At 45.1% G+C, this 26,122-nt stretch carries 25 protein-coding genes and 2 tRNA genes; 14 read left to right on the plus strand and 13 right to left on the minus strand.

The features are described 5' to 3' along the window. Positions 1-96: 96 nt before the first annotated feature. The gene (locus tag ICE89_RS02915; RefSeq protein ID WP_216264787.1) at positions 97-1,062 is read left to right on the plus strand and encodes a M23 family metallopeptidase; all 966 of its coding nucleotides are present in this window, start codon (positions 97-99) and stop codon (positions 1,060-1,062) included. On the opposite strand, the gene ICE89_RS02920 is transcribed toward ICE89_RS02915, so the two are convergent. The 3 genes from ICE89_RS02920 to ICE89_RS02930 all read right to left on the minus strand — a co-directional run bounded on the left by ICE89_RS02920 (position 1,059) and on the right by ICE89_RS02930 (position 2,975). After that, positions 1,059-1,523, minus strand: a complete 465-nt coding sequence (locus tag ICE89_RS02920) for a polymer-forming cytoskeletal protein (RefSeq protein WP_216263772.1) — start codon at positions 1,521-1,523, stop codon at positions 1,059-1,061. The two genes, ICE89_RS02915 and ICE89_RS02920, sit on opposite strands and share 4 nt — an antisense overlap. Before the next feature lie 9 nt (positions 1,524-1,532). Next, complete coding sequence (locus ICE89_RS02925) at positions 1,533-2,402, minus strand: AAA family ATPase (RefSeq protein WP_216263771.1); 870 nt, start codon at positions 2,400-2,402, stop codon at positions 1,533-1,535. 496 nt (positions 2,403-2,898) lie between these two features. Next, positions 2,899-2,975: transfer RNA gene (locus ICE89_RS02930), tRNA-Arg, on the minus strand. Between the two features lie 18 nt (positions 2,976-2,993). Between ICE89_RS02930 and greB the strand changes: the two genes are divergently transcribed. Further along, positions 2,994-3,494, plus strand: coding sequence for a transcription elongation factor GreB (gene greB / locus ICE89_RS02935; RefSeq protein WP_216263769.1), 501 nt, complete (start codon positions 2,994-2,996; stop codon positions 3,492-3,494). 22 nt (positions 3,495-3,516) lie between these two features. Here the strand turns inward: greB and ICE89_RS02940 are convergent, their stop codons facing one another. Genes ICE89_RS02940 through ICE89_RS02955 form a run of 4 tightly spaced genes read right to left on the minus strand, consistent with a single transcriptional unit; the run spans position 3,517 to position 7,731 of the window. Then, positions 3,517-5,883, minus strand: coding sequence for a RelA/SpoT family protein (locus tag ICE89_RS02940; RefSeq protein ID WP_216264788.1), 2,367 nt, complete (start codon positions 5,881-5,883; stop codon positions 3,517-3,519). 15 nt (positions 5,884-5,898) lie between these two features. Continuing rightward, the gene (gene rpoZ, locus ICE89_RS02945; protein WP_011902918.1) at positions 5,899-6,102 is read right to left on the minus strand and encodes a DNA-directed RNA polymerase subunit omega; all 204 of its coding nucleotides are present in this window, start codon (positions 6,100-6,102) and stop codon (positions 5,899-5,901) included. A 44-nt stretch (positions 6,103-6,146) separates the two neighbouring features. Continuing rightward, a complete protein-coding gene (gene gmk / locus ICE89_RS02950) occupies positions 6,147-6,785 on the minus strand; it encodes a guanylate kinase (protein WP_216264789.1) in 639 nt (212 codons plus the stop codon). Between the two features lie 16 nt (positions 6,786-6,801). Continuing rightward, positions 6,802-7,731 carry a YicC/YloC family endoribonuclease gene (locus tag ICE89_RS02955; RefSeq protein WP_216264790.1) on the minus strand — a complete coding sequence of 310 codons (930 nt, stop codon included), beginning with the start codon at positions 7,729-7,731 and terminating at the stop codon, positions 6,802-6,804. Positions 7,732-7,799: 68 nt separating this feature from the next. On the opposite strand from ICE89_RS02955, the gene rph reads away from it, so the two are divergent. Genes rph through hemW form a run of 3 tightly spaced genes read left to right on the plus strand, consistent with a single transcriptional unit; the run spans position 7,800 to position 10,319 of the window. Next, positions 7,800-8,540, plus strand: a complete 741-nt coding sequence (rph, locus tag ICE89_RS02960; RefSeq protein ID WP_216264791.1) for a ribonuclease PH — start codon at positions 7,800-7,802, stop codon at positions 8,538-8,540. An 8-nt stretch (positions 8,541-8,548) separates the two neighbouring features. Beyond that, positions 8,549-9,139, plus strand: a complete 591-nt coding sequence (gene rdgB / locus ICE89_RS02965) for an RdgB/HAM1 family non-canonical purine NTP pyrophosphatase (protein ID WP_216264792.1) — start codon at positions 8,549-8,551, stop codon at positions 9,137-9,139. Next, complete coding sequence (gene hemW, locus ICE89_RS02970) at positions 9,132-10,319, plus strand: radical SAM family heme chaperone HemW (protein ID WP_216264793.1); 1,188 nt, start codon at positions 9,132-9,134, stop codon at positions 10,317-10,319. The genes rdgB and hemW overlap by 8 nt, the downstream gene beginning before the upstream one ends. A gap of 27 nt (positions 10,320-10,346) precedes the next feature. Here hemW and ICE89_RS02975 read toward each other — a convergent pair whose 3' ends face one another. Next, positions 10,347-11,144 carry an enoyl-CoA hydratase/isomerase family protein gene (locus ICE89_RS02975; RefSeq protein ID WP_216264794.1) on the minus strand — a complete coding sequence of 266 codons (798 nt, stop codon included), beginning with the start codon at positions 11,142-11,144 and terminating at the stop codon, positions 10,347-10,349. A 7-nt stretch (positions 11,145-11,151) separates the two neighbouring features. Then, the gene (locus ICE89_RS02980; protein ID WP_216264795.1) at positions 11,152-12,141 is read right to left on the minus strand and encodes a tripartite tricarboxylate transporter substrate binding protein; all 990 of its coding nucleotides are present in this window, start codon (positions 12,139-12,141) and stop codon (positions 11,152-11,154) included. A gap of 76 nt (positions 12,142-12,217) precedes the next feature. Here ICE89_RS02980 and ICE89_RS02985 point away from each other — a divergent pair, with 76 nt between their 5' ends. Next, positions 12,218-13,465 (plus strand): CaiB/BaiF CoA-transferase family protein, encoded by a 1,248-nt coding sequence (locus tag ICE89_RS02985; RefSeq protein WP_216263757.1) that lies wholly within the window; start codon positions 12,218-12,220, stop codon positions 13,463-13,465. Between the two features lie 104 nt (positions 13,466-13,569). Here the strand turns inward: ICE89_RS02985 and ICE89_RS02990 are convergent, their stop codons facing one another. Both ICE89_RS02990 and ICE89_RS02995 read right to left on the minus strand, forming a co-directional pair. After that, positions 13,570-15,675 (minus strand): alkyl/aryl-sulfatase, encoded by a 2,106-nt coding sequence (locus ICE89_RS02990; RefSeq protein WP_216264796.1) that lies wholly within the window; start codon positions 15,673-15,675, stop codon positions 13,570-13,572. Positions 15,676-15,760: 85 nt separating this feature from the next. Further along, positions 15,761-17,209, minus strand: coding sequence for a sensor histidine kinase (locus ICE89_RS02995; protein WP_216264797.1), 1,449 nt, complete (start codon positions 17,207-17,209; stop codon positions 15,761-15,763). A 46-nt stretch (positions 17,210-17,255) separates the two neighbouring features. Between ICE89_RS02995 and ICE89_RS03000 the strand changes: the two genes are divergently transcribed. After that, positions 17,256-18,209, plus strand: coding sequence for a hypothetical protein (locus ICE89_RS03000; protein WP_216861937.1), 954 nt, complete (start codon positions 17,256-17,258; stop codon positions 18,207-18,209). 106 nt (positions 18,210-18,315) lie between these two features. After that, on the plus strand, positions 18,316-18,894 hold the full coding sequence (locus ICE89_RS03005) for a hypothetical protein (protein ID WP_216264798.1): 579 nt from the start codon (positions 18,316-18,318) through the stop codon (positions 18,892-18,894). Between the two features lie 104 nt (positions 18,895-18,998). Here the strand turns inward: ICE89_RS03005 and ICE89_RS03010 are convergent. Next, a tRNA-Ser gene (locus tag ICE89_RS03010) sits at positions 18,999-19,088 on the minus strand. Positions 19,089-19,256: 168 nt separating this feature from the next. Here ICE89_RS03010 and ICE89_RS03015 point away from each other — a divergent pair. Together ICE89_RS03015 and ICE89_RS03020 are read left to right on the plus strand one after the other, a co-directional pair. Beyond that, positions 19,257-19,514, plus strand: a complete 258-nt coding sequence (locus ICE89_RS03015; RefSeq protein ID WP_216264799.1) for a type II toxin-antitoxin system Phd/YefM family antitoxin — start codon at positions 19,257-19,259, stop codon at positions 19,512-19,514. Positions 19,515-19,522: 8 nt separating this feature from the next. Further along, positions 19,523-19,942 carry a type II toxin-antitoxin system VapC family toxin gene (locus ICE89_RS03020; protein WP_216264800.1) on the plus strand — a complete coding sequence of 140 codons (420 nt, stop codon included), beginning with the start codon at positions 19,523-19,525 and terminating at the stop codon, positions 19,940-19,942. Here ICE89_RS03020 and ICE89_RS03025 read toward each other — a convergent pair. Beyond that, positions 19,939-21,072: an NAD(P)/FAD-dependent oxidoreductase gene (locus ICE89_RS03025; RefSeq protein ID WP_216264801.1), complete on the minus strand. Its 1,134-nt coding sequence runs from the start codon at positions 21,070-21,072 to the stop codon at positions 19,939-19,941. The genes ICE89_RS03020 and ICE89_RS03025 overlap by 4 nt on opposite strands. Positions 21,073-21,172: 100 nt before the next feature. Here ICE89_RS03025 and pgi point away from each other — a divergent pair, with 100 nt between their 5' ends. The 4 genes from pgi to nadC are packed head-to-tail and all read left to right on the plus strand — an operon-like array spanning position 21,173 to position 26,116. Then, positions 21,173-22,663 (plus strand): glucose-6-phosphate isomerase, encoded by a 1,491-nt coding sequence (pgi, locus tag ICE89_RS03030; protein ID WP_216264802.1) that lies wholly within the window; start codon positions 21,173-21,175, stop codon positions 22,661-22,663. A 43-nt stretch (positions 22,664-22,706) separates the two neighbouring features. Continuing rightward, positions 22,707-24,092, plus strand: a complete 1,386-nt coding sequence (locus ICE89_RS03035; protein WP_216264803.1) for a phosphomannomutase/phosphoglucomutase — start codon at positions 22,707-22,709, stop codon at positions 24,090-24,092. Positions 24,093-24,131: 39 nt separating this feature from the next. Continuing rightward, the gene (nadA, locus tag ICE89_RS03040) at positions 24,132-25,259 is read left to right on the plus strand and encodes a quinolinate synthase NadA (protein ID WP_216264804.1); all 1,128 of its coding nucleotides are present in this window, start codon (positions 24,132-24,134) and stop codon (positions 25,257-25,259) included. A gap of 2 nt (positions 25,260-25,261) precedes the next feature. Then, a complete protein-coding gene (nadC, locus tag ICE89_RS03045) occupies positions 25,262-26,116 on the plus strand; it encodes a carboxylating nicotinate-nucleotide diphosphorylase (RefSeq protein ID WP_216264805.1) in 855 nt (284 codons plus the stop codon). Positions 26,117-26,122: the final 6 nt, after the last annotated feature.

Consider the following 26,122-nt stretch of genomic DNA (forward strand, 5'->3'; position numbering starts at 1 on the left):
ATGAAAATGACGTATCCATTTAAGACCATAGCAAGTGACGCTATAGCAAAGCAAGCAAGCTAAGCCCCTCCTTTATTTCAAACATCGAATTACATTATGCAAATCATCTGGATTTCAGGGGCAACCTCCCACTGTAGAAAATTTAATATTACTAAGACGCAGTTAACACGTTTTACTGTTGCCCTCGGTATTCTGCTGATCATGATTGGAAGCGCAGTTTATTTCTTGGGTTTTAGGGTCGCCATCAAATTTGATCCCGGCATGGCACGCGATATGGGCGGTGTAATTACCTCAGAAGAGCTTTACCAGCTTGAGGACGAATATCGTGAAAAACTTGCCAAGCTCCAAGGCAACCTTAAGGCGATGGACCGGAAAATTGACGCCCTAAGTAAGATTAACGAACAGTATGCTGCGCTAGCAACACCACTCCCTTTAAAGGAAAGACGCAAAGATAAGGATAGTGAAGCGGGCGCAGGCAAAGGCGGTCCTTATCTACCCCTTTTCCCTTATCAAGTGAATTTTGACGAAAATGCTGGCCTTAGAATTAATCTTAGTAAAACCCTAGAATCCACAGAGAGTCTGAATCAGAAAATACAGTCCCTAAAAGAGGTTTGGCTTGAGAAGTATGAGCGCCTAATTCCTCTGCCTACAAAACCACCATTAGCCGCTGGCTACGGCTTAAGTAGCAATTTCGGTGCACGTGTCGACCCGATCACTAACAGTCCTGCCTTTCACCCTGGCATTGATTTCAATGCAAAAGCCGGCACTCAGGTTTTGGCTGCTGGTAATGGCACCGTCATTAAGGCAAAGCAGGATCCAGAACTTGGAAACGTGATTGAAATAAAACATACTGAGGGATTCACTAGTCTGTATGCTCATTGTCAAAAACTACTAGTAAACAAAGGTGACGTAGTCAGTCGCGGTCAACTCATTGCGGAGGTCGGTAATACTGGCCGCTCTACAGGGCCACATTTACATTTCAGTATTTATAAGAACGGCACACTACTCAATCCAATGGATGTCTTGGCTTTCACTAAGCCAGCAGCAGCTAAAGAGAACTAAGAAGAAATTCCTGCGTCTTGCTTGATCTTGTTGATAGTATCTTGCAGTTGCGTAGCTGAGTCGGAACTAGAGTTTGGCTCTGCCCTTTTCGAGATCATTTGACCATTGAGTGTGGCGCCTGGCTCAATGCCGATGGTGTCATACGTAACATCCCCATGAACGTTGGCGGTTGTATGCAACTCCACTCTTTCATGTGCATACGTGTTTCCATTCACCATGCCAGCAACGAGAATTCGGAATGCGAAGATATCACCATGCACTTCACCACCTTTACCGATAGCTATGGTGATTCTTTGGCCAGCACGCTCCTCGATATTGCCGAAAATCTTGCCATCTACTCGCACACTTTCAGAAACAATTAAGGAGCCATGAAATTCTGTAGCGCCCCCAATGATGGTTCCAAATGATTCAATCAACGGTTCAGAAAACTTGTGCTCTTTATTCTTTTTACCAAACATCATCGTACCTCGTTAATTTTGCTTTATCAGAAAGGCAGGAATAGACGCAGAAGTATTATCAATCAACTCACTAGACTTCAGTGCATGACCTTGAGAACGAGCTTGCATGCTTGATAATTTTTTGTTTTGACGGTAGCGATCTAATATCAAAATACCCTTACCTAGACCAGAATAAATGGAGCCCAATTTAGAAGTAGGCGCTTCACGCTCACGCCTTTTATCTAAAATCTGTTGGGCCACAAACTCCCCAAAGCGGCAAAAGTAATTTGAGATAGTGGCATTGCTGGATACGCAGAAAAAATCTTCATAAACAAAGTTATCAATATCATTAGCACGCAATACAGGAGGAGTGACGTAACACATTTTCAATGAAGCAAGATTTGTAGAAATACTGGTTTCTGCAAAATTAGTTTCGACTCTACTAGGAACTGCCATGATTGCTTGTTTATTTTTCGCAATAAAAGGGGTGTTGCGTAATACATATTCCAAGATAAATATTTCGGTACTAGCTAATTCAAATTTCGAAGTTGAAGTTGGAACTAAAATGATATCGAAATCATGCATGAAATTCTCCGCCATATTTGGCGTCCAAGTAAGATCCGAAATGCTGACATCAAAACCTGTTGAAAATTTACGCAAAGAAGATCTGGCGCTCAATAGTGTAATGCCAGCACTTTGATAAGACATCTCAGCTCGAAAAGTCTCAATACCAATATTAGGAGCCTTTTTAATCCAGGCAGAAGATGAACTTTGCTCGTCGTAATCAATCAATGAAATTTTCAAGCCCTTTTGAAGAGCTAGGTATGCAGCAAGATTAGCGGCAATCGTGCTTTTACCAACTCCACCCTTACGGTTTGTGACGAGTATTTTTATTGTTTCCATGAAAATCTCTTGCTCTGCTTTGCTGAAATAGGATATTCATCCTATTGCTATGCATCACAATTTGCAACAAATTTCTTAAAAATTAAGGTATTGCAGATCACTCTTCAATTTAAAAACTAACATTTGGGAGGATCGTTGTCGGAAATGTCATCAATATCCTTACATTTATAGACTTACTAGGATGTTGACACAATTAAAATAAGCTAGCTTATTTTGCCCCTGATGGAAAACTATTTGAGGCTTAACGACTGATAAAAGACTGTTCCCGCTAACTAATGGGGTCTACAAAATATATTTCATTAGAAATGATGGCGTTTGTTCAGCACTTACGCGAACTCTCCGGTGGCAAACCAGCAGGCTTCAAATTATGTATTGGACACCCCTGGGAATTGTTCGCTATCGTAAAAGCTATGCTCAAGACACAAATTTATTTTATTGTACAAAAGGCGATCTACTGTATAAAAGGTAAGGGCCCCCGACAGGAGGCCCTTATAGTTGGTGCGGCTGGCAGGAATTGAACCCACGACCCCTTGGTTCGTAGCCAAGTACTCTATCCAGCTGAGCTACAGCCGCAACAGCCATAATTATGCCATGAAAGAGAAGAACTACATTACACCCGCAGGTCATGAACGCATCAAGAGCGAGCTCCTGCAGCTCTTAAACCTTGATAGACCAGAGGTTGTGAAGGTTGTGCACTGGGCAGCCAGTAACGGTGATCGATCGGAAAATGGCGACTATATCTATGGAAAAAAGCGCCTGAGGGAGATCGATAGACGAATTCGTTTACTCAATAAACGCCTCGAATTTGCTGTGGTTGTTGATAATTCCACTCGAAAAGCTGGTGAACATGATGCCGAACAGGTGTTCTTTGGAGCAACCGTGACCTATGCGGCCTTAGAAGGTATGCAGGCCGGCAAGGAGACTTTGATCACCATTGTTGGTGTGGATGAGGTTGATTTGGATCAGGGGCATGTTAGCTGGGTTTCACCTTTAGCAAAAGCCCTCATTAAATCCCGCATTGGAGATTGTGTTTTTATCAAAACTCCAACTGGACCGGTTGAAATAGAGATTTTAGATGTTCAATATCTTTAAGGACTGAATAACTTAGGCTAGCCTAAGCAGATCGAGTACGCGTTACCCGCATAACGTCAGGATTAGAGCGCAGACTGCGCATCACTTTAGAGAGATGCAAACGATCGTAGACTTGGATCGTAAAGCGAATGGTGACCGAATCTTCTTTGAAGCGATCTTCCATAGAAACATTCATGATGTTGGAATCCGCAGCCGTTACGCTACTCGCCACTCTCGCTAACACACCCTTACCTTGCCGCGTATCAATCGCCAGATCTAACTCAAACTCACGATTGAGCTCTTTAGCCCACTCTACCTCAACCCACTTTTCACTGTCCTTAGACAACATACGCAATGCAATGGGGCAATCATTTGTATGGACTTGTAGCCCCTCACCTTTGCCGAGATAACCAATGATGTTGTCTCCCGGAATAGGATGGCAGCAAGTTTGAAAATGAATCGAATTGCCCTCGCGTCCATCAACTAAGATGGCTTGGCGTTGATGATGGTGGCTTGCCTCTTGATTGGGCGCAACCCAATCAGCAACACCTAAACGCATTTGCTCAGCCCCACCCTCATCATCAATCAAAATTTTCAGACGAATAGCCAGCTCTTGCGGAGAGCGTCTGCCTAAAGCAATATTGACACAAGCTTCTTCGCGGGTTTTATCACCGGTCCAATGCGTTAGCTTTTCCCAGATCTCAGGACTTAACAAGGCTGCATCAACGCCTTGCTGACGTAAAGCATTTGCCAAAAGACGCTCGCCCAGTTGAAGTGATTCAGAATAATGTTTTGTTTTAAGTGAATGTCGTATAGAAGCGCGCGCTTTTCCGGTGCGCACAAATGCCAGCCAACCTGGATTAGGTTGTGAGCTTGCTGAAGTAATAACTTCAACAATGTCGCTATTTTTAAGCTCACTACGCAAGGGCAATTGCAGACCGTTGATTTTGACGGCTACGCAGGTATTACCCAGATCACTATGGATAGAGTAAGCAAAATCTAGAGCAGTTGCGCCCCTTGGTAAGGCCCTAATCTGCCCAGTGGGTGTAAATACATAGACCGCATCTGGGAACAAGTCAATTTTGACGTGTTCCAAAAATTCTTGAGAGTCGCCACTGCTATCCTGAATATCAATCAAGGACTGCAGCCATTGGTGAGCTCTGTTTTGTACCTCACTCATATCAGGGGAGCCGTCTTTATAAGCCCAATGCGCAGCTACCCCAGCTTCAGCTACCGCATGCATTTCCGTTGTACGAATCTGAAACTCCACCGGCACACCTGAAGGACCCAATAAAGTGGTGTGTAAAGATTGATAGCCATTTAATTTGGGGATCGCAATGTAATCCTTAAATTTCCCTGGCATGGGCTTGTATAGAGAATGTAAGATACCGAGTGCGCGATAGCATTCATCAATGGAATGTACGGTAACCCGGAATGCATACACATCTAATACCTGCGAAAAGCTTAAATGCTTTGAGCGCATCTTAGTATAGATGCTAAAGAGCGTCTTCTCACGACCGCGCAGATCAACCTCTAAATTGGCTTTAGCAAAGGCCATGCGTGAAGCCTGCAAAATCTTCTCCACCATTTCCTTGCGGTTGCCGCGTGCACGCTTAACAGCGCCCTCAATGACTCGGAAACGCATGGGCATTGAGTAACGGAAACTGAGATCTTGTAGATCACGGTAAATGATGTTCAACCCAAGACGATGGGCGATTGGTGCGTAGATTTCGATTGTTTCAGCGGCTACACGACGGCGCTTCTCCATGGGTACAGCGTCCAGGGTGCGCATATTGTGGGTGCGGTCAGCAAGTTTGACCAAGATTACACGCACGTCACGCGCCATAGCCATGAACATCTTGCGAAAGCTCTCTGCTTGCGCCTCCGCATGACTTTGAAATTCTAATTTATCGAGTTTGGTTAAGCCTTCAACTAACTCTGCCACCTTATTGCCAAACTTTTCAACCAAATCTGCTTTAGTGCAGCCAGTATCCTCAATCACATCATGCATCAATGCAGCCATGATGGATGGCGCATCCAAGCGCCATGTTGCGCATAACTCGGCTACAGCAACAGGATGGGTAATGTAAGGTTCGCCGCTATGACGGTATTGACCTAGATGAGCAGCATCAGAAAACTGAAATGCCTTTTTAACCTGCGCAATTTCTTCAGGCTTTAGATAGGAAAGCTTTGCCAGCAATCCTTCAATTGAAACTACCTGATGCTTTAGAGGAAGGTTGGGCGCAGATGTCGGACCGAACAAATGACGACTCGATTGCGCCAACAAACTCGCAATGATGGATTTTTTACCGCTTTGAGCTGAGTCTCGTGATGAGTCAAGCGAAGCATCCTTAGACGAGATGCTTCCAACTTTTTCCGATGTATTGGCTAGTCCTAAAGGGAGCTCCACACCGGAACCCCTTAATTACAAAGGTACTTTGGTCAACATGTCACGGTCAGTCACACCAGCAGCTACTTCGCGCAATGCAACTACGGTAGCTTTATCTCTGGACTCAACGCGTGGGGAGTGACCTTGTACTAATTGGCGAGCACGATATGTCGCAGCCAAAACCAGTTCAAAACGGTTTGGAATAGTTTTAAGGCAATCTTCTACAGTAATACGTGCCATGCTGTACTCACTTAATTTAGCTTCAATACCTATAGGATAACTGATTAGACCCCGAGGCGCTTCAAAAGGGCTGGATTTCTGGCCATACTGGGGCCAGAGCGCAGACGGCTGGAAGCCAATATGTGCTTTAAATCGACCAAAGCCTGGTCAAAAGAATCGTTCACCACGATGTAATCTGCCTCATGAGCATGCAAAAGCTCTACATGGGCAGCTGCCAAGCGGCGTTGAATCGTTGCTTCATCGTCCTGACCACGCTTACGTAGACGCTCTTCTAAAGCCTCTATGGATGGCGGGAAGATAAAGATCCACTGCACAGAGGGTATTAACTCCCGAATTTGTTGGGCACCTTGCCAATCAATCTCCAACATGACATCACTGCCAGCTTGCATTTGAGATTCAATCCAAGGCTTTGAAGTCCCATAAAAATGACCATGGACTTCTGCCCACTCTAAAAAATGTCCCTGATCACGTTCTTGCAAAAAATCTTCTTTTGTCAGAAACCGATAATCCTTGCCATCTACTTCACCAGGTCGTGGCGTACGCGTGGTAGTTGATAAAGATAACTTCAACCCGGCTTCGTCTTTCAGCAAGGCATTAACCAGAGAAGATTTTCCTGCGCCTGAGGGCGCAACAATCATCAACATACTGCCTTGATAGGATGGTGTCGAAGTGGAGTTAGTCATAAATCAATAAAAAGGATTACTCGAGGTTTTGAACTTGCTCACGCATTTGCTCAATGAACAACTTGAGCTCTAGAGCTGCTTGCGTGCACTCTTCAGATACAGATTTGGAACTTAAGGTATTAGCTTCGCGATTCAACTCTTGCATCAAAAAATCTAAACGCTTACCAACAGGGCCTTTGCCTGCAAGTGCAGTGTCTACCGCTTGAAGATGGGTCTTTAAGCGCGCAAACTCTTCAGCTACATCGATGCGTACTGCATAAAGAACAACCTCTTGACGAATACGCTCCATCAGTTCAGCGCCCGCCTTGGCTTGTTCTTGAGCAGCTAGCGCTTCAGCGAGACGCTCTGTGAGCTTTTCTTGGTACTGGGCTACATATTCAGGAACTTTGGGCTCAATGATTTTAACGATGCCGCGCATCTTGCCAGTGATACTGGTAAGTACGCCAACCAAGGCCTTGCCTTCTGCATGACGACTCTCCATGAGAGCTGCTAGGGCTGCGCGCCCAGCTTCAACTGTGGCAGTGATCCAGCCATCTTCCTCGCCACGAGGCTCGGAAACAATGCCTGGCCAACGCAACACTTCAGCAATACTCAATTCTTGTGCTTTTGGAAAAGCCTCTTGGGCTTTCTCTTGAAGGGTATAAAGGGCATCAAGACGATCTCGACTAATTGCACCTAGGGCATGGGGATTACTTTTGGCAGCACCTGCTGCTGCACTATTGACCCGCCATGCCGCTCTAAACTCGACTTTTCCGCGCGATAGGCTTTGGGTAGCCAGTTCTCGCAAGGCAGGCTCTGCCCCACGACACTCGTCCGGAAGACGAAATCCTAGATCTAGAAAGCGGCTGTTAACAGCCCGACATTCCACCTGCAGATCAGCAACTACGCCCGCTCCTAGGGAGACTTGGCGAGAAGCGCTGCCATAACCAGTCATGCTCGATATCATATGGACATTGTAGATTCATTATTGAACTAGACCCGATCCAGACCTTAACCCCACAGGACCCCATTTCCATGAGCACAGCAAACCCAGCCAACATTGCCCGCCCTAGCGGCCGTAAGCCCACCGATTTGCGCCCAGTAACCATCTCTAGAGCCTTTACCAAGCATGCTGAAGGTTCGGTATTAATCGTCTTTGGGGATACCAAGGTGCTGTGTACTGCCAGCATCCTCGAAAAAGTGCCTCCACATAAGAAAGGCTCTGGGGAAGGTTGGGTTACTGCTGAATACGGCATGCTACCCCGCTCCACCCATACCCGCAGCGATCGTGAAGCTGCCCGCGGCAAACAATCTGGTCGCACTCAAGAAATTCAGCGCCTCATTGGCCGCGCCATGCGTAGCGTCTTTGATTTAAAAGTATTGGGCGAGAGAACCATCCACCTCGATTGCGATGTGCTACAGGCTGATGGCGGAACACGCACCGCATCCATTACTGGCGCCTATGTTGCGGCTCGAGATGCAGTAAACCAACTTCTTAAAAGTGGCGCACTGAGTAAAGACCCAATCATTGATAGTGTTGCTGCAATTTCTGTTGGCATCTACCAAGGCATTCCAGTGCTAGATTTAGACTACCCAGAAGACTCTTCTTGCGATACCGATATGAATGTGGTCATGACCGGTAAAGGCGGCATGATTGAAGTGCAAGGCACAGCTGAAGGTGCGGCATTTTCAAGGGTAGAACTCAATGCACTCCTAGACTTGGCTGAGCAAGGCATTCAAGAGCTCACCCAAATGCAAAGCGATGCATTGAAATAAAGATCGACATGCAAAAACTCGTTCTCGCATCTAACAATGCCGGCAAGGTAAAAGAGTTTCAGGCACTATTAGCGCCCTTGAACTTTGAAGTGATCCCCCAAGGTGAATTAGGCATTCCTTCTGCAGAAGAGCCTCACTTCACCTTTGTGGAGAATGCTCTTACCAAGGCAAGGCATGCAAGCGCTGCATCAGGCTTACCGGCGTTGGCCGACGATTCCGGTATATGTGCGCATGCTTTAAACGGCCAGCCTGGCGTTTTGTCGGCCCGCTTTGCTGGCGAGCAAGGTGATGATGCTGCGAATAATCGAAAACTCATTCAAGACTTGCAAGATCAGCCAGATAGAGGGGCGCATTATGTGTGTGCCTTGGTTTTCGTGAATAGCGCAAATGATCCAGAACCTATCATTGTGCAAACACGTTGGTATGGGCAGATTGTTGAGCAAGCTGCCGGTAGCAATGGTTTTGGGTATGACCCCTATTTCTTTTTGCCGGATCAAAAATGCACCGCTGCTGAATTAGAGCCAGAAAAAAAGAATTCAATCAGTCACCGGGGTCAAGCGCTACGTGAATTGATTGCACAACTCAAAAGTCGTGCTTAATTCAAGCCCTAATAAAGTAACGTTGACTGCATTGCCTCCATTGGCTTTGTATATTCACTTTCCTTGGTGCGAAAAGAAATGCCCCTATTGCGATTTCAATTCACATCAAATTAAAGAAGGCGATAGTAAGGCGGGCTTTGATGAGCAGCGCTATATCAATGCACTGATTGCTGACCTAGAAACTGAATTGCCTAATATTTGGGGTCGACAGGTTCACAGCATCTTTATTGGCGGCGGAACGCCTAGCCTGCTATCTGCCGAAGGCATGGATCAATTACTTTGTGCCGTTCGTGCTCGAGTGAATCTTGAGCCTGATGCTGAAATTACGATGGAGGCAAACCCAGGATCCATCGAGGCCGATAAATTTGCCGGATTTGCAAAGGCAGGCATTAATCGAGTATCGATTGGAGTTCAAAGCTTTCAGGATGAGCAGCTCAAAGCATTGGGCCGTATACACAATGGCGAGGAGGCCAAGCGCGCAATAGCAATCGCCTTGAAACACTTCAAATCGGTGAATCTGGATTTGATGTACGGACTCCCAAAGCAGACATTAGAGTTAGCCAAAGCGGATATTGAGACGGCGCTTTCTTTTAAAACGCCCCATCTGTCTTTCTACAATCTCACGCTAGAACCGAATACCTACTTTGCAAACTTTCCTCCGCAATTACCTAGTGATGATGAAGTGGATGCCATTTTTGAGCAAAATTTAGATTTACTCACCAAGGCAGGCTACAAACGTTATGAAGTCTCTGCCTATTCACTGAAAAACCAAGAGTGCAAACACAATCTGAACTACTGGCGCTTTGGTGATTACATTGGCATTGGAGCAGGCGCTCATGGAAAAGTTTCTTTTCCAGACAAAATTACTCGCCAAGTAAGGGAGCGCCATCCAGACAGTTATATGCATGCAATGGAAACTAAAGGTAATGCGTTAATAGAATCCAGGGTTCTTGAAGCCAAGGATCTGCCTTTCGAATTCATGCTCAATACCCTAAGACTGACAGATGGCGTTGCTACCAATACTTTCAGCGAGAGAACTGGTCTGCCTTTAAACGTGATTAGCAAAGGCCTAGCTGAAGCTAGTAATAAGCAATTGCTGGATGAGAATCCCAGTCAACTGAAAGCCACTCCATTAGGTATGCGCTACCTGAATAATCTGCAAGAGCTGTTTTTGGATTAAACCGCTTTAGTTGCTGTGCGTTAAGCACTAGCGACCCGTCCAAATAGGTGGCTCACCCTTTAAAAATGAAGCAACTCCGTTTTGGAAATCATTACTGCCATAGGTTTCACTGATGAGATCACTACAGTCGGGCAGATTGTTTTTAATTAATCTTGCCAATACCAGCTTGCTAGATTTTTGGGTAATGGGAGCTAGCTTACTCAGTCGCTCTGCGAGATTGACGGCCTCTTGACCTAGCTGCTCTTGTTCGTATGTTGCTAAAAGATATCCTTGCTTAAGTAATTCTGGAGCAGTAATCATCTCCGCAAGAAGCAGCATACGCTTAACAATATTGATACCTAGATGAGCAACTAACCAAGCAACATTTGCAGCAGATAAACAGTTACCAAGTGTTTTGGCTATAGGTACGCCAAACTTTGCATCAGGAGTTGAGATTCGAAAATCACAGCAACTGGCTATTGCTAATCCGCCCCCAACAGCCATACCATCGACAACGGCAATTGTTGGGATGGGCAAGGTGGCAAGAGGACCCAGGTAATCATCAATACCCTCTTCATAGCGAATGCCGTCTTGCCCCTCTTTAAAACTAGCAAATTGCGCTATATCGCTACCGGATATAAAAGACTTGCCGCCAGCGCCGCGCAAGATAGCTACACGTATCTTGGGATTCTTAGCAATATCTTCACAGATCGACTTCAGGCTTTGATACATCCCTACTGTCATTGCATTACGGGCTGCTACATGATCAAAGGTAATGTGGGCAACATGGCTGCGTATCTCTAATAAGACCTGTGCAATATTGCCCACCTTATTTTGTTCAGTCATAAAACGCTTATTCAGCCTTGATATTCAGACTCTTTACTAAACGCTGGTATTTAGCCAGTTCGCCAGCCAAGAACAAACTAAATGCAGCAGGTGTTGCTGGCCCCTCAGGCTGCAAGCCTTGTGAATCTAGCGTCTTTTTAATTTGTGGATCAGCCATGGCGGCTTTAACAGCTTGGTCAATCTTGTTCACAACTGCTGGATCCATACCCTTTGGACCCATGATGGAGTACCAGTTGGTAACGTCAAATCCTGTAATACCCACTTCGTTAAACGTAGGTACGTTAGGAAGAATAGATAATCGTTTTGGGGTGGAGATTGCCAAAGCCTTCAAGCTGCCGTCTTTAATTTGCTGCAAGTTCGGTGGCAAGGTATCAAAGTTCATCGTAATTTGACCACCTAACAAATCAATGATGGCCTGACCGCTACCTTTATAGGGCACATGGTTTAACTGAATGCCGGCAATCTTAGCAAACAAAGCGCCTGCTAAGTGTTGCGTACTGCCAATACCAGACGAACCATAAGTCATCTGACCTGGATTTGCTTTAGCAAGGGAAATCAATTGTGATACCGAGTTCACAGGCAAAGAAGCCTTCACTACTAAAACATTAGGAACATATCCCAAATAAGTAATAGGTGTGAAATCCGTTGCAGGATTGTAGGGAACATTCGTTAATACAAATGGTGCAATCGCATTGGAATTGGAGTGCCCCACCAGCAAGGTGTAGCCATCCGGATTTGCCTTGGAGACTTGATCGGCTGCAATAGTTCCTGCTGCACCCGATTTATTTTCCACAATCACGCTTTGACCTAGAATCTCACCCATTTTTGGAGCAAGGGCTCGTGCAACAATATCGGTGCCGCCACCAGGCGCAAAACCCACAATCAATCGTATAGGTTTAGTTGGATAAGACTGCTGACCTAAAGCAAAGAAAGAACTCGTGGCTAGCGTAATTGCAAACAAACTACGAACAGCCCACTGAGGCGATTTAAGCAACATAAAGTCTCCAATATTGTTTTTATTGTGTTTGATACTATTAGAAGCTAATTCTAAACATATAAGAAGCAACGAGACAATGACGAAAACACCTATAAATGACACTTTAAATAGCGCGCGTGATGGATCAAGACCATTACCCCTCTCAGGAGTACGTGTGCTTGACGTCAGCCAGGTCATGGCCGGCCCTTACTGCTGCATGCTCTTGGCCGACCTTGGTGCGGATGTCATCAAAATTGAGCCTCCTGGTACCGGTGATCAGACACGTGGCGCAATGGGTTTCAAGATGAAAGGTTCAGATAGCATGGGCTTTCTGAACATGAACCGCAATAAACGCAGTCTCACTTTAAATCTCAAAACCGAGGCTGGTAAGAAAGTATTTTTCGAGCTGGTCAAAACCGCTGATATTTTGGTGGAGAACTATCGGCCTGGTGTTATGAAAAAACTAGGAATCGATTACGCCTCTTTAAAAGATATCAATCCTGGTTTGGTCTATGCCAGCATTTCTGGTTTTGGCCAAACTGGCCCATGGGCAGATCGCCCTGGTTTTGATCTCATGGCGCAAGCGATGTCTGGCGTCATGAGCGTTACAGGATATCCAGATGGTCCTCCAGTTAAAGCCGGCGTTCCGGTAGCTGATATTGGCTGCGCACTTTTTGCGATATACGGAATATTGTCGGCATACATTGGCAAAACGAAAACGGGTGAAGGTCAGTTTATTGATGCCTCACTCTTTGATTCCGCTTTGGCATTCTCCATTTGGGATACCGCTCAATACTGGGGTACCGGAGTTGAACCCTATAAGCTTGGCACAGCCAATCATATGAGCGCCCCCTACCAGGCCATGAAAGCTGCTGATGGGTATTTTGTGATGGGAGCAACCAATCAGAAACTATGGAAGTTGCTTTGCGACAAGATTGAACGCCCCGAATTATTTGAAGATGTCCGCTTCAAAACAAATCCACTACGCTTAGCTAATCGCCTAGAGCTCGCCGCCGAATTAGAAAAATCATTTGCCAATAAATCTGCGGATCAATGGGTTAACGCACTACTAGATGCAGGTATCCCAGCGGGTCCAATTAATACTTATCCAGAAGCATTTGATAGTGAGCATGGCCGCCATCGCAAGATGCGGATGGAGATTGATCATCCGGTAGAAGGCAAAGTTCCTAATATTGGCTTTGCCGTCAAAATGAATGGCACACCACAACAGGTGTATCGCCACCCTCCTTTGCTGGGCGAACATACGAGCGAGCTTCTTGCTGAGCTCGGTATTGCGGGTGATGAACTGAAGTCTCTTGAAGCGGGTGGTGCCTTTGCACCCTAGTTTGCAGCTTAATAAACATAATGATTAAGTAAAAAGATAACTAAAAAGGACTCCACAGAGTCCTTTTTAGTTATAGAGAAGTCTAATTACCTTAGCTGCCTTGGTTACTCGCCAGCAGTAATAGCCATCTCCTGTGCCGAGAATGGATCCTTGACTGGGGCAGTTGGCTTGGGAGCCGCCTTGCCTTTAGTGCCTGGCATGAGTTCAAAATCAGGCACAAAGACCGTCAAGGTGCTTCTGAGTTGATCGAATGATTTGCGATCACCATCGAACTTCACCCTACCTTCAGCTAGCAACTTTTCAAACGTTGTCTGTCCACCCATCACCCGTTCGAGATCACTGCGATTTAATGTGATAGTCAGATTTGGATTCTTGGCCTGCTGACCTTTAATGTTGGTCAGAGCAGAATTACTCATCTCAATCACAAATTTTTCGCCATTGTCTGGTGTAGAGAGATTGATTACAAAGTTCATGTCCGCCGCTTTCTTGCTGTCCATACTGATAGCCAAAGCATTGAGCCAGAGTTCGGTTTTCATGCCTTTAATCATGTCTGGACCATTGGATTTCGGTGACGTCCCTGAAGGCATACCATGACGCAATTCATAAGCAGCTCCCAAGAAGCTATTGCGCATACTTGGGCTTTCTTTTTGGTAGCCAATCTGCTCAAAAATATCTGCCAGCAAGTCTTTGGCGGCCGTATTATTCGGTTGTGCATAAACCAGCTTGTTAACAATTTCCATAGCTTCACGGTATTTGCCTTGCTTATAGAGCTCTTTACCCCTGGTCATGATCTTGGCTGGGCCACCCATCATCTCCACATAGAGTGGTGCTGAGTCTTTTGGAGATAGTGGCGCTAGTGTTGCTGGATTAGCGTCCCAGTAACCGAGATAACGATTAATCACGGCACGACTATTGTGTTCTTCGGAACCATGATAGCTATGAGCTGCCCATTGCCTCTTCAGACTCTCAGGCTGTTTATATACATTCTGGATTTCATTAATAGTGACGCCATTATTTGCTAAATGAAGCACTTCGTTATGCAGGTGAGCATAACTATCTCGTTGGGTACGCATCACCTCTTGTATGCGCTCGTTACCCCAGCGTGGCCAGGTATGTGACGCAAACATCACCTCACTCTCATTGCCATAACGATATAAAGCGTTATTAATATTCTTAGACCATGCCAGTGAGTCCCGAACTAAGGCGCCACGTAAGGTGTAGATATTATGTATGGTGCCAGTGATATTTTCTGCTGCCCAGAATGCCTTAAATTGCGGGAAGTAGGTATTCATCTCCGCAGGAGCTTCAGTGCCTGGTGTGTTTTGGAATTCCATTTCAACGCCATCAACCGTCATTTTTTCATAAGGTTGGTTGATATAGACGTTAGGCTCGATCAGACCTAAATTACCAGCAGCGGTATTTTTACCAATGGATTGATCCACGTGACCAAATGGGCTACGGGGCAATAACACGCCGTACTGGAAGTACATTCTACGAGTCATGGCATTACCTGCATAGACGTTTTCCGCAATCGCATGATCCATAAAACCTGCTGGCGCAATGACCTTGACTTTGCCGCTCTTCACATCTGCCTCATCGACTACACCACGCACACCACCAAAGTGATCGCCATGCGAATGCGAATACACGACAGCTACAACTGGGCGTTTACCAAGCTTTTCATTTACGAGCTCTAGTGCAGCACGAGCCGTTTCTTTGGCAGTTAATGGATCAAACACAATCCAACCAGTATTCGTCTTGATAAAGCTAATGTTGGCTAAGTCAAAGCCGCGAACTTGATAAATTTTTCCAGGCACAACTTCATATAAGCCGTAGCCCATATTGAGAATGGCTTGACGTTGCAATGAAGGGTGCACACTATCAAAGTCTTTGCCCTGTAGGAGAAATTCATAGCTACCCATATCCCAGGCAACATTGCCGGCATCAGCCATGATCGTTTTATATGGCGGGGCTGCTATGAAGCCTTTTTTTGATTCCTCAAAATCACGCTTATCTTCGAAAGGCAGCGTCTTACGCAATCCATTTTGCAGCTCAACCGTATAGCTTGAAGGCGCCTTACCTTTTGGATCGAAATGCTTCCCCTGCATTGCACCAGGATCCGCAACCACACCACCACCCCCTGCCGCCATAGCAAAACCTGAGCTTATTAATGCAGCTGCAATAAAAAATTGTGTGAGTTTGATTTTCATAAAAGCCTCAAGTAAAAGTTTTTTGATTACTTCAATGATATGTTTGAGATAAACCATGGCAATTAGCCCTATAGCTAATATATAGTTAGATTGAGTAAGCCGCCACAAGAGGCAGGCTTACAAAAAAGGTAGTTCCTTTTGCAGGTAGAGACTCAAACCAAATCGAGCCGCCATGTCTCATGACAATATGTTTACATAACCAAAGACCAATTCCCATGCCGGAACCCTTAGTAGTTGAAAGTAGCTCAAACATGTGTGCCTGCACATTTTCATCAATTCCTGATCCTGTGTCTGCGATCAATATTTGAATACCAGTACGAGTGTGCTCGCCTCGAATCGTGATTGATTTAATTAAATTTTCAGTCGACTTCAATGCATCAATTGCGTTGTTGACCAAATTCAATAGGACTTGTTGAAGTTCCCCCTTATTAGCAGTGATAAACAAGTTTTCCTCTAACTTGAGAATCATCTGAATATTCTGCTTAATAATTTCTGGGCGCGCAATGGTAAGTACTAAATCAATTAATTCAGCAAGGTCAACTTTGGCAGATGCCATCTTTTCATCAGCGAATACCGACCTAAGGGAGCGGATAATACTTGCTGCACGCTGATTATCTGCCAACAAAGAATCCAAAACCTCTCTCTGTAGGTTGGGATTCAATTCTCCTTCTGATAGTTTCTTTTGCAAAAATTGAATATTTAAACTAGAGGCACCCAAGGGCTGATTAAGTTCATGTGCAATGGAGGCTGATAAAGCCCCGGTACTGGCGGTCTTATTGGCTTTTAATAGCGATGCGATTAGGAGCTCTCGCTCCTGTAAATGGGCTTTAGTAGCTTCACTTTCATTCGCTGTTTTGATATTGGCAATGGTAATTTGCTCGGCCCAGTATCCCCCAATCGCAATATATGACAAGGTATTCATCACGAGCTGGGAAATGGTAAACAGGATCAGCAGCTGAGGGATCTGATCAACTTGACGAATGGTAAAGGCCGAGGCAACCATAATGACGAATCGCCCCATAGCAAAAAACATTTCCGCAAAATTGGCATATTGCATATAAACCAATTGCTTAGATGGGGATGATTTTCTCTTCTTGCCTAGCTCATAGATTTGCCAGCAATAAAAAAGACTAGCAAGGCCTGCCATTACCGCAGTGCGACTTTCAAAAGATCCATATAGACGCATGGAATCAAATACGGCAATAAAAATGAGGACCGAAACTGAGGCAGCTATCTTTACTCGTTTAGAAACCTCATGATTGAGTGATTGACAAAATAAAGCTTGTAACATCGTTGCTATATAGAAGAAGGTATTGGCTACGGTGAAATTAAATTCTGGATTAGTAATATTTTGGAGAGTAATAATTCCTATCCCAAAAATAAATAACCCGACCACATTCACTAGCAGGGAGGACATCCAATACAAACTGGGTCTCAGGATGTTCTGAGAACGATAATAGTGATAGATACCAAAAAATAGGCCCACCTGAATGATGGCCAAAATGAAGAAGTAGATAGAAATGAGCAGCTTCATGTTTGCTATGGTACATCCACCGAATTGATTCGCTAAAATGCCTGTCATGCGGCTTTTTAGTAGATCCCAGCTCCTTTTCTTTGTCACCCTATTAGCCGCTGGGATTGGTTTTGCTCATGCCCAATCGGCTTTTTATACCGCCGCTAACAATTACCTCAAAAAGCGCGCTGATGCTTTTATGACGATTACGGGCTATTCGCTTACACCAGACGTAACAACAGGTTCGCTATCGATCCGTAACAATGGTGGTGATAACTCCGACTTGCAAATGATTTCTCTAGGAGGTGGCGATCGAATTAGTGCAAACTTTCCTCTTTATTTAGAGGGAACCTTAGCGGTTAATCGCTACAACCCAACTTTTAGCGATGGCATCGCCAATACATCCGTTACGGTACCAGTTCATTGGAACAGCATCACAGGCACCGGCGGTATTGGTTGGGATTTTCCGATCACCAATGAATTGCGCTTCCGCCCTATTGCCAATGTCATGCTGGGTCATTTAGAAAGCGACCTCTCGATTGCGTCTAGAGTCATTCAAAATCAGAAAGGCGTGGACTTGCAGTTCCTCAATGGCGGCCGTATGAATTCTTATGGTTTGGGCGGCTCGGTCATGCTCGACTATGAGAACTACAAACCGGATCAAGAGATTGATGTCGAGCTGCGTTACACCAATATCCCGGTACAAACATTTGACACCTCAACTGCAGTGCAAGGCTCTGCCGATTCGCAAAGTCTGGCGCTTTGGGCTCGCAGTCGCATTCCAACCCCGATTACATTATTAGATAGGCCACTAAGAGCGGTATTTGAAGTGGCGCATACCGAGTTCCTGGGCGACTTACGAGGGGCTTTGGGGTTTAACTCCCTCTCCTCCGTAGGTACCGGCATAGAATTAGACCGCAGCGCCTCTGATCCCATTTTTACCCGCATTAGAGTCGTATTTAGGTATCAATTTGGTCAAAATGTGCACGGAACCTCTATTGGCCTAGCTGCCAGCTTCTAATATGGGCAATACAATAGCTATAAATACTAAATTCCTAGTATTTACTTATTTCCGCATCGCCATCTAATGGTGACGTGCTTTCAACATCCTTAAGGATCAAATTATTATGAAAAAAATTATCATTGCTGTCGTCATTGCTGCAATCGCAGTTGGCGGCTACTTATTCCTCACTAAACCAAAGGCTCCTATTGCTGGCGTAGCTGCTCAAGAATCCGCGCTTATCTATGATGGTGAAGTAACCAAAATTGATGCTGCAACTCGCACAGTTACCCTCAAAAACCAAGACGGCGAAACTTCTATCGTTGCGGGCCCTGAAGTGAAGAACTTTGCTGAAATTAAAGTGGGCGACCATTTTGATGTTGTGTATGAACTTGCTGTAGCTATTGAATTAGTTAAGGTAAAAAATCCAGGCACAACTAGTGAGCAAGTTAGCACCAGCACTACAACTGCTCCTCAAGGCGATAAGCCAGGCATGATCACCACCAATACCGTAACTGCAACTGCTAATGTTGAATCTATTGATGCAGCTAAAAATATCGTTTCTTTAAAAGGTCCACAAGGAAATATTTTCAAGGTTAAGGTTCAGAATCCTGACTTGATGAAAGATATTGCCGTAAACGATCAAGTAAAAGTGGTTTACACAGAAGCGATTGCTGCAGTGGTAACTGCACCAGCTAAGAAGTAATCAAGAAATGCAGTAGTTCTTCAGCAGTTCTTCAGTAGCTCTTTTCTAGGAGCTAGAAAGACAAAAAGCCCAGCAAGTAGTTGCTGGGCTTTTTACATGTAATTTGGCGGAAGAGGTGAGATTCGAACTCACGGAGGACTTTCATCCTCGCCAGTTTTCAAGACTGGTGCATTCAACCGCTCTGCCACTCTTCCTTTGCGAATTGAGTCCTAGATTATAAGGAATTCGGTGAATCCCTACTTAAAAATGCAATAAGCCCCCTTTTAAAGATCGCTTTTATTGGCTTAAATACTCTATTTGCGCCAATCAAAATAGCCTTTTCTCTGATAAACTAGTCAGATAACTAGTCAGGAGCATGGGTGATGAATAAGCACTGGGCAGTTCAAGATGCCAAAGCAAAATTTAGCGAGCTACTAAACGCCTGCCTTGAAGAAGGGCCCCAAGTGGTCACAAAGCGAGGGCATGAAGCAGCCGTATTAATCACTATCCAGGAGTGGAATACATTGAAAAAGTTAGCTAGACCTTCTCTTAAATTGCTTTTGCTTTCAGAGCAAGCTAAGGGTGACCTAGTACTGCCAAAGCGTGGCCAAGGTGCATTTCGCAAATCCATCAAACTGTAAGACAAATCATGTACTTACTAGACACCAATATTATTTCAGAACTACGTAAACCAAAACCGCATGGGGCAGTATTAGAGTGGTATGACAATATTTCAGACAATGATCTTTATATTTCCGCAGTCTCGATCGGTGAAATTCAAGCAGGCATTGAGCTGACTCGCGAGCAAGATAAAAACAAAGCAAAGTCTTTAGAAAGTTGGTTGCAACAAGTTTCAAATGCACATCATGTCTTACCGATGACGGGATCTATCTTTAGATTGTGGGCAAAACTCATGCATAAAGAAAGCAATACCGTTTGGGAAGATGCCATGATCGCAGCGACAGCTATTGATCAGAAACTCATCGTGGTCAGTAGAAATATAAAAGACTTCAAGCGCTTTAAGATTAATTTACTGAACCCATTCGAATATCGAGCCCAAGCGAATTAAGGCCCCTTAACTAAGCCTTCTAAATGCTTGGCAATCGCAAGGCTAGAGGTTAATCCAGGGGACTCAAAGCCATATAGGTTAAAGAGGCCCTGGAGTCCATGGTCCTGGGGGGTGTTAAAACAAAAGTCGCCTGCCGGGGCGTTAGGCGGGACTATTTTGGCTCTAACACCTGAATAATCGGGTTGTAATGCCTGGTCTTTAAGTCCTGGCCAATAGCGCCTTACTGCTTCATAAAAGCCCTCACCTCTTTTGGGATTGACCGTGTAATCAATTTGGTTTTCTTCATCGATTTCAAGCCATTCCACATCGGGACCAAATTTAGCTTGTCCGCCCATATCTAAAGTGAGATGCACTCCTAGACCACCAGGCTCAGGAATGGGATAAATCAAATGATTAAATGGTGACTTTCCTGAAAGAGAGAAATAATTTCCTTTAGCGAAATATGCTTTTGGAATTTGATCTTTGTTTAATGATGCAATTTTTTGTGCCACTGCTGGAGCACTCATGCCTGTGCAATTAATCAGAAACTTTGTTTGAATCTTCATTCCATCAGCGCCACCGATTTCTAACTCAAATCCGTCTTTGGCATTGTTACCGATAGGTTTTGCGCTGATCAGCGGTGATTGATAAGCTACCATGCCACCCGCATCCTCAAAGCCACCCAGAAGAGAGAGCATATAGCCATGACTATCCACAATGCCCGTACTTGATGACAGAATAGCTGCTACACAATTGAGCTGTGGCTCGAGTTGCTTAGCTTCTTCGCCAGAAATCATCTTGATCTCAGGAACGCCATTGTTCTGAGCTTTATATAAAAGTGCCTGCAGATCATCAATTTGGTTTAGATCAGTAGCAACGATGAGCTTGCCATAGGGTTGAGTTGCTACTTGATGGTTCCGGCAGTACTCGTACAGCATGTGATTACCTTCAACACAGAGTTTGGCTTTGAGTGAATCCTTGGGGTAATAGATTCCAGCGTGAATGACTTCGCTGTTACGAGCGCTGCTGATGGTGCCAAAAGAAGACTCGCGTTCCAGCAGAATCGTTTCTCTGCCTTGAAGCGCCATCTCCCTGGCAACGGCCAGACCAACTACCCCGGCACCGATGACGACACAATCAAGTCGCTCCATCTACTACTCTTGCTTTGTTTTTTTAGGTATCGACATACCTAAATCGTAACATTTTCAGTGTTTTAGTGGGTTTTGGGGCACTTCTTGATAAAATCTATAGATGTCTTCCAAACCAACTGCAGATAACCCGAAAACCCTATTTAGCACCCAAGATATCGTTTTAGATAGCGCTTATCAGGGTATTGATGCTGCCGGCTGGAAATCCCTCTTTGCCCAAGCCAAAGAAGCCAAATTAGAGCAATTTATTGCCGATCTATTTGCTGGTAAGCCAGTGAATAACTCCGAGAATCGCCCCGCCATCCACTCTGCCCTGCGTAACCTGGATAAAACTCCGGTTTTGGTAAATGGTAAAGATGTCATGCCAGATGTTGCTCAAGTTTGGCATCGTATTGAAGATCTATGCAATAAATGGGTCGGTGTTACTGATGTGATTCATATTGGTATTGGCGGATCTGATTTTGGTCCCCGTTTAGCGATTGAAGCCTTAGCCCATGTTCCCGACATTGAGAGTCGTGGCATGCGCATGCATTTCCTGGCCAACATTGATACCGCAGACCTGAATCGCATTTTGCAACGTGCTTTACCGCACAGCACTAAAGTCATCATTGTCTCCAAGTCCTTCACAACACTTGAGACCATAATGAATGCCAAAGCGGTGGTGAAGTGGCTTAAAAATAATGGCCTTACTGATACTCAAGTAAGTAAATCACTTTATGCTGTAACAGCTAACGCTCCTGCTGCAGAAGCGTTTGGCATTGATCAAGACCATATCTACCCCTTTTGGGATTGGGTGGGCGGTCGTTACTCCGTATGGTCTGCAGTTGGATTGCCAATTGCCCTGCAATATGGATTTGATACTTTCAAGCAATTCCTGGCTGGTGCCCAAGCTATGGATCAGCACTTTAAGTCTGCTCCTCTTGAAGAAAACCTTCCGGTGATCATGGCGCTGAGCTTGCTCTATCAGCAAGAGAAACACAACATCAAATCGTATGCAGTCATTCCGTATGCAGATGCATTGGATTGGTTTCCGAAGTGGTTACAACAGCTCGATATGGAAAGCAATGGCAAGAGCATCGATCGGGATGGGAAGCACGTCAAGTTTTCCTGCCCCGTAGTGTTTGGTAGCTCCGGCAGTAATGCGCAGCACTCCTACTTCCAGCTATTGCATCAAGGTACAGAAATCATTCCAATTGATTTCATTGCGGTACGTGAGCCGATGAGTCATTTACCAGAGGCAAAAGAACATCACCGCATCCTCTTGTCTAACTGCTTAGCCCAAGCTCAGGCCTTGGCTAATGGCAAGAAAACTGATAACCCAAACAATACTTACCCAGGCAAACGCCCTAGCAACCTACTGATCCTGCCTAAGCTTAATGCCTTCTATTTAGGGGCACTCTTAGCGCTATATGAAAATCGCACTGCTGCACTTGGCGCTTTGTGGAACATTAATAGCTTTGACCAACCAGGCGTAGAGCTTGGCAAAGTACTAGCTAAGCCGATTGAGGATGCCTTAAAGAATGGTGGCTCTGCTCAGGCGGATTCTGGTATTGATGAAGTAACTGCAGCCCGCATTAATTTATTTAATCAATAGTTTTATTAGCTCCAACCCTTGCCTAGACACCGAAAGAAGACTCATGCAACTCTCTCCATCTATTTTCAAAGCTTATGACATTCGCGGCATCATTGATGAGACGGTAGATCCATCGATTGCCAAGCTGATTGGCCAAGCCTTTGGCACAGAAATGCGTGAACTTGGTGAAACAGAAATTGTTATCGGACGCGATGGTCGCTTATCAGGCCCTAGCTTGATTGAGGCTTTAACTGAAGGTCTGCTCTCTACTGGTATCAATGTGATTGACTTGGGTATGGTTGCCACACCGATGGTGTACTTTGGTGCCAACAAAGAGATCAATGGCAAGAAGCCAAAATCCGGCATCATGATTACCGGTAGTCATAACCCCCCAAATTACAACGGCTTCAAGATGGTTCTGGGTGGCGCTGCAATCTACGGCGATCAAATTCAGGCTCTACGTAAGCGTATTGAAGCTAAGCAATTTACTACAGGTCAAGGTAGCCGCAGCACCTTTGATATTTTCCCGATGTACTTAGAGCGCATTGTGAGCGACGTTAAGCTAGCTCGTCCCATGAAGATTGTGGTTGATTGCGGTAATGGCGTAGGTGGCGCATTTGCAGGCAAACTCTTCAGAGCCTTAGGCTGTGAAGTGCAAGAACTCTTTTGCGAAGTGGATGGACATTTTCCAAACCATCATCCAGATCCTGCACATATTGAGAACTTGCAAGATCTCATCAAGAACTTACAAACTACCGATAATGAATTAGGTCTTGCCTTTGATGGTGATGCCGATCGTTTGGGTGTAGTAACTAAAGATGGTCAGGTGATTTTCCCTGACCGCCAAATGATGCTATTTGCTAAAGACGTGCTCTCCAGAAATCCTGGTGGACAGATTATTTACGACGTCAAATGCACTCGCAACCTAGCAACCTATGTAAAAAAACATGGTGGCGAGCCTTTGATGTGGAAAACGGGTCACTCCTTGGTGAAGGCTAAGCTTAAAGAAACTGGCGCACCTCTAGCCGGTGAAATGTCTGGTCACATCTTCTTTAAAGATCGTTGGTTTGGTTTTGATGATGGTTTATATACAGGCGCGCGTTTGCTAGAGATTCTCTCTAAAGAGAAGGATCCAAATCAGACACTGAATGATTTGCCAAATGCTATTTGCACGCCTGAACTGCAATTGGCTTGTGCTGAAGGTGAGCCATTTGCCCTGCTAGAGACTATCAAGGCAAATGCCAAGTTCCCTACTTCTGAATCCATCAATACCATTGATGGCGTACGTGTGGAATATGCGGATGGCTTTGGCTTAGCTAGACCTTCCAACACCACACCGGTGGTGGTAATGCGTTTTGAGGCGGATAGTGAAGAAGCAATTGCCCGCATTCAGGCGGAGTTTAAGGCGGTATTACTTACTGCCAAGCCGGATGCAAAGCTGCCGTTCTAAGGCTTTAACAAAAATTCTTGGGGTCAAGTAAGATTTCGTATGAATTCAACTGTTAGCACCCCAATTGCCTTTGATTACCCCCAGCAAGACTCTGCTGGAGTAACTTGTACCGCCCAAGCCTGGGCCAAGACTCCTCCCCAGTTTCATGGTTCTGAAAAGGCCGCCGTAATTGCTCGCATCAAACAGCTCCTAATAGAAAAAGATGCTGCATTGGTTGCTCACTATTATGTAGATGGCGATATTCAAGACTTAGCCATGGAAACCGGTGGATATGTAGCCGACTCTTTGGAGATGGCGCGCTTTGGTAAAAACCACTCTGCCAAGAATCTAATTGTTGCTGGTGTTCGCTTCATGGGTGAGTCTGCTAAGATTCTCAGCCCAGAAAAACGCGTCTTCATGCCTGACCTCGATGCAACCTGCTCACTTGATTTAGGTTGTGATGCTGATGACTTTGCAGCATTTAGATCTGCACATCCTGATCGTGTTGTCGTAGTTTATGCAAATACGTCGGCAGCTGTAAAAGCGCAAGCCGATTGGATGGTAACCAGTTCTTGTGCATTGGCTATCGTGCATCAACTGAAAGTTGAAGGCAAAAAGATTTTATGGGCACCCGATCGCCATTTGGGTCGCTATATTCAAGAACAAACAGGTGCTGATATGTTGTTGTGGAATGGTGCTTGCATTGTTCATGACGAATTTAAAGCTGTTGAATTAGAGATGCTTAAAGCGGCTCATCCTAACGCCATGATTTTGGTTCACCCTGAATCTCCACAGGCTGTTGTTGACCTTGCAGATGTTGTAGGCTCTACTTCTGCCATGATTAAGGAGGTAGTAGAAGGCGCTGCTACTGAATATATTGTGGCAACTGATAATGGCATCTTGCATCGCATGCGCCAGCTTGCCCCCAACAAAAAACTGATTGAAGCACCAACTGCTGGTAATAGTGCAACGTGCAAGAGTTGTGCACACTGCCCTTGGATGGCCATGAATGGCTTGCAAGGAATTTTAGATTGCCTAGAAAATGCCTCTGGTGAAATCTTCATCGAAGAGTCTATTCGTGTTCAAGCATTGGGTTGCATAGAGCGTATGCTCGATTTCACAAAAAACCATCCCGACCTCTTAGCAAAAGCGCAACATGGCTTTGTAAAGAATATTGGCGCAGCTTAATTATGTTTGAATACAACGAAACCTTAGAGCAAGCTCGCCAACGCAATATTCATGATGCCCTCATGGAAGATATTGGGACTGGCGATTGGACTGCCAAACTCGTTCCAAGCAAACCTGTTCATGCGCAGTTAATCGTTCGTCAAGAAGCTGTTTTATGTGGGGTTGACTGGTTTGAAGGAACACTCAAGAAGCTTGATCCCAATGCGAAAATTACTTGGCATTACCTAGAGGGCGACATGATGAAGCCCGATACTAAGGTTTGCGATATTGAGGCTGACTCTCAAGCCCTACTCTCTGCTGAACGTACTTGTATTAATTTCCTACAAACGCTTTCTTGGACAGCTAGCATTACGCGTCAGCACGTTGATGCCATTGCAGGTGCCAGCCCAAACCCCAAAGGTTGCGCTGTATTGGATACTCGTAAGACTATTCCTGGGCTACGTCAGGCTCAGAAATATGCAGTATTAGTAGGCGGCGGTAAGAATCAACGTCTAGCCCTCTGGCATGGCATTCTGATTAAAGAAAACCATATTGCTGCTGCAGGCAGCGTTACTGCTGCCTTAAAAAATGCTCAAGCTTTAAATGCTGGGGTAGATATTCAGATTGAAGTAGAAAACTTTGCTGAACTAGAGGAAGCATTGGCTGCTGGCGCAAAGAGCATCTTAATTGATAACTTTGATACCGATCAAATGAAGCAAGCGGCTACCATTACTGCTGGACGCGCTTTGCTGGAAGCCTCTGGCGGCATTAATTTAGATCAAATGCGCGCTATTGCAGGCACTGGTGTTGACCGCATCTCCCTTGGCAAGTTAACTAAGGATGTGAATGCAGTTGATTTCTCGATGCGCATTTTGTAGTAATTT

The sequence above is a fragment of the Polynucleobacter sp. AP-Kaivos-20-H2 genome (genome assembly GCF_018882215.1).
Taxonomy (GTDB): domain Bacteria; phylum Pseudomonadota; class Gammaproteobacteria; order Burkholderiales; family Burkholderiaceae; genus Polynucleobacter.

Bases quoted from the DNA above. Each gene is read 5' to 3' on its own strand.
- ICE89_RS03025 (WP_216264801.1), bottom strand. From the start codon at position 21,072: ATGGAGCGACTTGATTGTGTCGTCATCGGTGCCGGGGTAGTTGGTCTG.
- ICE89_RS02980 (WP_216264795.1), bottom strand. From the start codon at position 12,141: ATGTTGCTTAAATCGCCTCAGTGGGCTGTTCGTAGTTTGTTTGCAATT.
- rpoZ (WP_011902918.1), bottom strand. From the start codon at position 6,102: ATGGCACGTATTACTGTAGAAGATTGCCTTAAAACTATTCCAAACCGT.
- nadA (WP_216264804.1), top strand. From the start codon at position 24,132: ATGAATTCAACTGTTAGCACCCCAATTGCCTTTGATTACCCCCAGCAA.
- rph (WP_216264791.1), top strand. From the start codon at position 7,800: ATGAGCACAGCAAACCCAGCCAACATTGCCCGCCCTAGCGGCCGTAAG.
- ICE89_RS02915 (WP_216264787.1), top strand. From the start codon at position 97: ATGCAAATCATCTGGATTTCAGGGGCAACCTCCCACTGTAGAAAATTT.
- ICE89_RS02990 (WP_216264796.1), bottom strand. From the start codon at position 15,675: ATGAAAATCAAACTCACACAATTTTTTATTGCAGCTGCATTAATAAGC.
- greB (WP_216263769.1), top strand. From the start codon at position 2,994: ATGAAAGAGAAGAACTACATTACACCCGCAGGTCATGAACGCATCAAG.
- gmk (WP_216264789.1), bottom strand. From the start codon at position 6,785: ATGACTAACTCCACTTCGACACCATCCTATCAAGGCAGTATGTTGATG.
- ICE89_RS02955 (WP_216264790.1), bottom strand. From the start codon at position 7,731: ATGATATCGAGCATGACTGGTTATGGCAGCGCTTCTCGCCAAGTCTCC.
- ICE89_RS02995 (WP_216264797.1), bottom strand. From the start codon at position 17,209: ATGAAGCTGCTCATTTCTATCTACTTCTTCATTTTGGCCATCATTCAG.
- ICE89_RS03005 (WP_216264798.1), top strand. From the start codon at position 18,316: ATGAAAAAAATTATCATTGCTGTCGTCATTGCTGCAATCGCAGTTGGC.
- nadC (WP_216264805.1), top strand. From the start codon at position 25,262: ATGTTTGAATACAACGAAACCTTAGAGCAAGCTCGCCAACGCAATATT.
- ICE89_RS02975 (WP_216264794.1), bottom strand. From the start codon at position 11,144: ATGACTGAACAAAATAAGGTGGGCAATATTGCACAGGTCTTATTAGAG.
- rdgB (WP_216264792.1), top strand. From the start codon at position 8,549: ATGCAAAAACTCGTTCTCGCATCTAACAATGCCGGCAAGGTAAAAGAG.
- ICE89_RS03000 (WP_216861937.1), top strand. From the start codon at position 17,256: ATGCGGCTTTTTAGTAGATCCCAGCTCCTTTTCTTTGTCACCCTATTA.
- ICE89_RS02920 (WP_216263772.1), bottom strand. From the start codon at position 1,523: ATGATGTTTGGTAAAAAGAATAAAGAGCACAAGTTTTCTGAACCGTTG.
- ICE89_RS02925 (WP_216263771.1), bottom strand. From the start codon at position 2,402: ATGGAAACAATAAAAATACTCGTCACAAACCGTAAGGGTGGAGTTGGT.
- ICE89_RS03035 (WP_216264803.1), top strand. From the start codon at position 22,707: ATGCAACTCTCTCCATCTATTTTCAAAGCTTATGACATTCGCGGCATC.
- ICE89_RS03020 (WP_216264800.1), top strand. From the start codon at position 19,523: ATGTACTTACTAGACACCAATATTATTTCAGAACTACGTAAACCAAAA.
- ICE89_RS03015 (WP_216264799.1), top strand. From the start codon at position 19,257: ATGAATAAGCACTGGGCAGTTCAAGATGCCAAAGCAAAATTTAGCGAG.
- pgi (WP_216264802.1), top strand. From the start codon at position 21,173: ATGTCTTCCAAACCAACTGCAGATAACCCGAAAACCCTATTTAGCACC.
- ICE89_RS02985 (WP_216263757.1), top strand. From the start codon at position 12,218: ATGACGAAAACACCTATAAATGACACTTTAAATAGCGCGCGTGATGGA.